Origin of the sequence: Confluentibacter flavum (assembly GCF_002843175.1) — a bacterium.
GTDB lineage: Bacteria > Bacteroidota > Bacteroidia > Flavobacteriales > Flavobacteriaceae > Confluentibacter > Confluentibacter flavum.
The window spans coordinates 21739-27738 of the sequence record NZ_PJEO01000001.1; the positions used below are offsets into that span (position 1 = coordinate 21739).

Here is a 6000-nt window from a genome sequence, read left to right on the forward strand (position 1 = left end):
AAATAGAAAAGATTAGTAGCTATTTTAAATATCGCCCAAAAGCACTATGACGCTCATTGTTTTGTACTATAATGTACCGCGTGGAGTTTATCCTGAGCGTAGTCGAAGGGTAACTTGAACTTTGCTCACCTGTTTTATAATTTGATAAATAGGTGTTCGCGAATCTCCTAAAGTCGGTTTGCCTTAATAAATTCTCTTTAAAAATCAGGACTAAATATCATTTTATCTGTATCTTTCCGCTTCAATTTCTGACGTTAAAAACAGCATAAATTAAATGGCATTTTTTCAAAATTCAGTACTCAATAAACACCTGAACGCACAGGATGCGGATGCGGTTAAAACTGCTTACCAAAAATTTACTGCTTATTTTCATAATCCTGCCATACAGCAAAATATTAGAGATGCCAAAGAGGAGCAATTTCAAGAAGGCTTTTTACGTGAATTGTTTGTTGATATATTGGGTTACACCTTAAATCCTCAGCCGAATTTTAATTTAACCACCGAACTTAAAAACGAAAAAGGAGCTAAAAAAGCCGATGGTGCTATTTTAACAAGAGGTCAAGACCCTTTGTCGATACCAAAAGCTCTTGCTGTTATCGAACTGAAAGGAACGGACACCAAAGATTTAGATAAAATAAATGTTCAGGCATTTAATTACAAAAACAACCAAACAGGTTGTGTGTATGTCATTACTTCCAACTTTGAAAAACTCCGTTTCTTTATTCATCATTCGGTAGAGCATTTAGAGTTTAATCTTTTTACGCTTAGTGAAAGTGAGTTTAAAATACTTTGGTTGTGTTTGAGAGCTGATAATTTATTGAGTGGTGTTCCACTAAAAGTAAAAGAGGAAAGTTTACTTGAAGAGGAAAAAATAACCAAACAACTGTATAAAGATTATGCCGCTTTTAGAAATGATTTGTGGCAAAACATGGTAAAGAATAGTAGTGCGAAAGATAAATTACTACTCTTCAAGAAAACACAAAAATTGCTCGACCGTTATTTGTTTATCTTTTTTGCTGAAGATAGCGGATTGTTGCCTCCTAATTCCATTTCACGAATTGTAACCCGTTGGGAGATTTTGAAACAAGAAGATGCCTACAAACCTTTGTACGACATTTTTAAACAGTATTTCGGTTATATCGATACCGGACGAAAAGGACAAAAAACCGTTGATGATATTTTTGCTTACAATGGCGGTTTGTTTCAGCCCGATGAAGTGCTGGATAGCATTCAATTAGATGATGAAATTTTGCATCCGCATGTAATAAATTTGACCAGATACGATTTTCAAAGTGAAGTAGATGTAAACATACTCGGTCATATTTTTGAAAACTCGCTCAACGAGATTGAAAGCATCACTGCCGAACTGGAAGGGCAGGAGATAGACAAAAGCAAAACCAAACGTAAGAAAGACGGCGTTTTTTACACACCAAAATACATTACCAAATACATTGTTGACAATACCGTTGGCAAACTCTGCGAAGAAAAGAAAGCGGAACTAGGCATTATTGATGAAGAATACGCAAAGGGCAGAAGAAACAGAAAAAAAGAAATTATTAAAAGTTTGGATGAAAACCTGCAAGCTTACCGAAATTGGTTATTGAACATTACCATTTGCGACCCTGCTTGTGGTTCGGGAGCTTTCTTAAACCAGGCATTGGAGTTTTTAATAGAAGAACACGCTTATGTTGATGAACTACAAGCACAGCTTTTTGGAGCAAGTATTGTGTTTCAGGATGTAAGCAACCATATTTTAGAGAAAAACATTTTTGGAGTTGACATCAACGAAGAAAGTGTAGATATAGCGAAACTTTCGTTGTGGTTGCGTACCGCACAAAGAGGCAGAAAATTAACCACGTTAAACAACAATATTAAATGCGGTAACTCTTTAATTGACGACCCAAGCGTAGCAGGAGAGAAAGCGTTTAATTGGCAAAAGGAGTTTCCGACTGTTTTTCAAGAAAAAGATAAAAAACCTTTTCACATTACTTGGGTTACTCATAATTCTCGAACATCACAACGAATGATAGACCATAAAGTAAAAAAAGGAGATGCTTTTTGGCTGGAAGATGAACAAGAAGTTGTAGTTGCAAAAACCATTAAAGAAATTGTAGAGCAAGACGGTTTAAATGTAATGGCATTTAACAGTTGTGGCGACCATATTCATTTACTGTTGGTGTGTGAGGAAGAGGAAATACCAAATATTGTTCGAAAGTTAAAAGGAAAATCATCACAACAACTAAAAGAACATTTGCAAATACCCAAAGAAGAACAATTTACACTTTGGGCTCAAAAATATAGCACTACCTATATAGATTTGGAAGAACAATTATGGAATACGGTTGCGTATATACAAAACAACCGATTGAAACACCAGTTGCATACCTATACCGATAACAAGGGGTTGCAACCCCTTGTTTCTATAACCGAGAGCGATAGCATGCAACAATCCTACAACCACGCCTTCCGTACCGAATACAAAGGAGGTTTTGATGTGGTGATTGGTAATCCGCCTTATGTGAATATTGTGAATATAGAGGATGTAGAATTAAGAAAACATTATCAGACTTCTTTTTCAACTTTTAAAAACAAATGCGATTTATATAGTCTTTTTATTGAACGCTCATTTATCTTATCAAAACAAAATGGATTACTTGGCTTCATTTTTCCTAATAGTTGGCTAGGGACAAGTAGTTTTTCCAGATTTCGAGAAAAAATTTCAAAAGATGTCAGCCCACTACAATTAGTAGAATTACCCCCAGGTGTTTTTACAGATGCCATAGTTACGACTGTGATTATGACATACCGTAATATGAAACCGAATATTGACCACAATGTCATTTTGTTCCAACTTAAAAACCAAATGTTTTTCCAGATGGAACATAAGATTAGTTTAAAGACTGTATGTTCTACTGATAACTATTCATACTCCCTTGAGCCTCAAATCAATTTAAAAAGCGGTCAATTTAAGCTTGGAGATATAGTCAATTTCTCTTTAGGAATAAAAACAAGTGATGACAAGCGTTTCATTTTTAATTATAAGAAAGATGATAATTCCTTTCCAATGTTAAGAGGAAAAGACATTGGTAGGTACTCTAAAAGTTTTAATGGGGAGTACTTGTGGTATATGCCAGAATTAATAAAAGAAAAGGCTGGCGGAAGACCAAGAGTTTTGGAACACTATTTAAAACCAAAAATCTTAATTCAAGATATTGCGAAGACGATAAACTGCACTTATGACGATGAGCTTTACTTGGTAAACGACACCATAAATGTGATTCATGAGGTTAAATCACCTTTTACTATACACGCAGTAATTGCACTTCTAAATTCTAAACTTTGCGGACAGTGGTTCTCGAGACAGTTCCCAGAGGGGTTGCATATAAAAATCAATCAGTTGCAAGAAATACCATTACCAGAAGTTAGCGAGAACAATATTAGTGAGCTAACCACAAAATGTATAGATATTTTAAAATTTCATTCACAATTAAATAGCAATACAACTCAATATACTGATTTACTTCAAAGTAAGTTTGAAATCGAAAAACTCACAACAAAGTTGCAAAACTGGTACGAATTGGAGTTTAAAGACTTTTTAAAAGAATTGAAAAAAGCCAAAGTACAGTTAAGTTTACCGGAAGAAGCCGAATGGATGCAGTACTTTAAGGAACAAAAGCAAAAAGCACAAGCTTTAAAAACTGAAATAGACCGAATTGATAAAAATATAGATACAATGGTTTACCAATTATACAATCTTAAAGATGAAGAAATTAAAATAGTAGAACAGTCATGAGGGAGATTCGCGAACACCATTATTATTTTGCTTTACAGTCAATATATTAAATTTGTCACACTGAGACTTTCGACTTCGGATAATAGGGCACTAATACACAAAACTACATGCCTAAGCAAAAAGGGCTTATAAAAATAAAAGGCACGCTAAATGGGGTAAGCTATTACCAACTTAAGGGAGTAGATATTTCCCGTAGGGCTGTCGGGCCTTCCAAAGAGCGCATCCAAACAGACCCCGTATTTGTAAATGTAAAGCATAACAACCAGGAGTTTGGTGGTGCTTCCAGCCTTTCTAAAACCATCCGCCAAGGCTTGGGCAAAACAGCTATAGCGTTTAAAGACAGCCATATGGCAAGTCGGTTAACGGGGGTTTGTAGTAAAATAATCCAAAAGGGGAGTGGTACACACGGTCAAAGAGAAGCCCATATAAATAACAATCCAGAAGCCCTTATAGGTTTTCAGTTAAACAACAATCAAGCATTCAATCAAATATTTACAGCAAAACCAAGGGTTACAAGCCATAATAATCGTAATAATATCACTATAACCATCCCAAAAATTTCAAAAAAACACCTTATAAAAGCCCCTAAAAAGGCTACACACGTACAGTTTACGGTAGCGCTGTGTATGGTTTCCAACACGCAATGGCAATCACAACTCCAAAGCTACCAACCAGTACAGCCAGAATGCCATGGTATAGGCACAAGCCAACAAACCATACCATTATTATGTAAAATAGAACATACAAACATTCAAATACAACTAGAAACAGCTTTTACAAACCAGAATCCGACAAACATAGCCATCACAGTGTGGTTAGGCATCCAATTTCTGAGGTTACAGGACACACAATTCAAACCCGTGCAATCTGTCAAAGCCATGCAATGTATCGCAGTACTTTAAACCATGAAGCAACCATTTCTAATATAGGGTTCACCCGTAGTTATCCCATGGCGTAGCCATGGGAACCCTTGGGGAACTTCATGCAAACTATAGATGTTATTTAGTTATTATAAATTTGATTGTCTGCAAAGTATCATAAAACTTCAAAGTGTGTCATTCTGTCCCGATAGCTATCGGGATATTTCAGAATCTCATATCGTTGAAAACCTACATCATATTTGTTGACGATATAGACCTAAAGGCACTATATCTACAATTATGTGTAAATAGCCTAAATAACGTGAGTTCGATGTAATTATAAAGTTAAATACAGTTGCTTTGTATCGACGAAGTTGTTTTTTAAAGAAGGTTTTCTATCTTTAAAATTATAGGCAATAAGTGAGGCAAAAATATTATTGAAGTAGTTGGTTACGCTTCTATGTCTAGAATGTTCAACTTGGCAAATGTTCTTGAGTTGGTCAAAAATAGTTTCGATAATGGCCCTTTTTCTTAAATGATAAGCATCTTGCACAGGGGTCAATAGTTTTGTTTTCATGTTCTTTTTAAGCTTGGTTACCAGATGCACTCCATTATAGAACAACTCAGTAAATAGATCTTTGGAGATGTAGCCTTTGTCACCAAAGAGCTTCCCAAACAGCTTTTTAACAAAGGCTTTGAAGCGTAAAGGTTTTCTATCATCCACATTGCCTTTAGTTATCATAAAATCAATGATACCGCCTTGGTCATTGGTGATTATGTGCAATTTGAAACCATAGAACCAACCCAGGGAACATTGTCCCCTTTGTGCCAAATCCTTGAATACCCTATGTTGGTTAATTCTTCGCTTGTCACAAACCCTTAGGGGCGTAGAATCTATAAAACTAATCCCCGTACAATTTGCCAATCCACAAACTTTGAGGTAAATAGCCAGGGGCATAAAGCTTTGCCCTTTGAGTTCCACCATACGATTATAGGATACCAGGTTTGGAAAATAACTGGTTAGATGTTTTGAGACATAGCCTATATAAAAATCCTTGAAGGTTTTATACCCGGATAAATGGAAAAGCACTTGAATGGTCATTACTTCAGAGAGGCCCATTTTTGAAGCTCTGGTGCGCTTTTTTCCATTGGCCAGTAGGCTTTTTTGCCAAAAAGGGACAAATTCAAGACAAAAATCATCAATAGAACAGAAAATTTCAGTAATTTTAGAATCGGAAATCATAGCGAAATATTTAGTTATATAATTGAAATTCAGAACTTTAATTTACTAAATTTTTCGCTTTTTTATTATAAATAAATCAACTTTTTTACGTCGAACTCACGTTA

Annotated in this window: 3 protein-coding genes; 2 read left to right on the forward strand and 1 reads right to left on the reverse strand. The window is 35.4% G+C overall.

What is annotated here, in order from left to right; genetic code table 11:
- Positions 1-274: 274 nt before the first annotated feature.
- Both CSW08_RS00100 and CSW08_RS00105 read left to right on the forward strand, forming a co-directional pair.
- Entirely contained in the window at positions 275-3793 is a 3519-nt protein-coding gene (locus tag CSW08_RS00100; protein WP_106657878.1) for an Eco57I restriction-modification methylase domain-containing protein, read from the forward strand.
- 107 nt (positions 3794-3900) lie between these two features.
- Complete coding sequence (locus CSW08_RS00105) at positions 3901-4695, forward strand: hypothetical protein (protein ID WP_106657879.1); 795 nt, start codon at positions 3901-3903, stop codon at positions 4693-4695.
- Positions 4696-4990: 295 nt separating this feature from the next.
- On the opposite strand, the gene CSW08_RS00110 is transcribed toward CSW08_RS00105, so the two are convergent.
- A complete protein-coding gene (locus CSW08_RS00110) occupies positions 4991-5896 on the reverse strand; it encodes an IS982 family transposase (RefSeq protein ID WP_106657880.1) in 906 nt (301 codons plus the stop codon).
- Between the last annotated feature and the right edge of the window lie 104 nt (positions 5897-6000).

Excerpts from the sequence above, each read along its gene's own strand:
- CSW08_RS00100 (WP_106657878.1), top strand. The coding sequence starts at position 275 with ATGGCATTTTTTCAAAATTCAGTACTCAATAAACACCTGAACGCACAG.
- CSW08_RS00105 (WP_106657879.1), top strand. The coding sequence starts at position 3,901 with ATGCCTAAGCAAAAAGGGCTTATAAAAATAAAAGGCACGCTAAATGGG.
- CSW08_RS00110 (WP_106657880.1), bottom strand. The coding sequence starts at position 5,896 with ATGATTTCCGATTCTAAAATTACTGAAATTTTCTGTTCTATTGATGAT.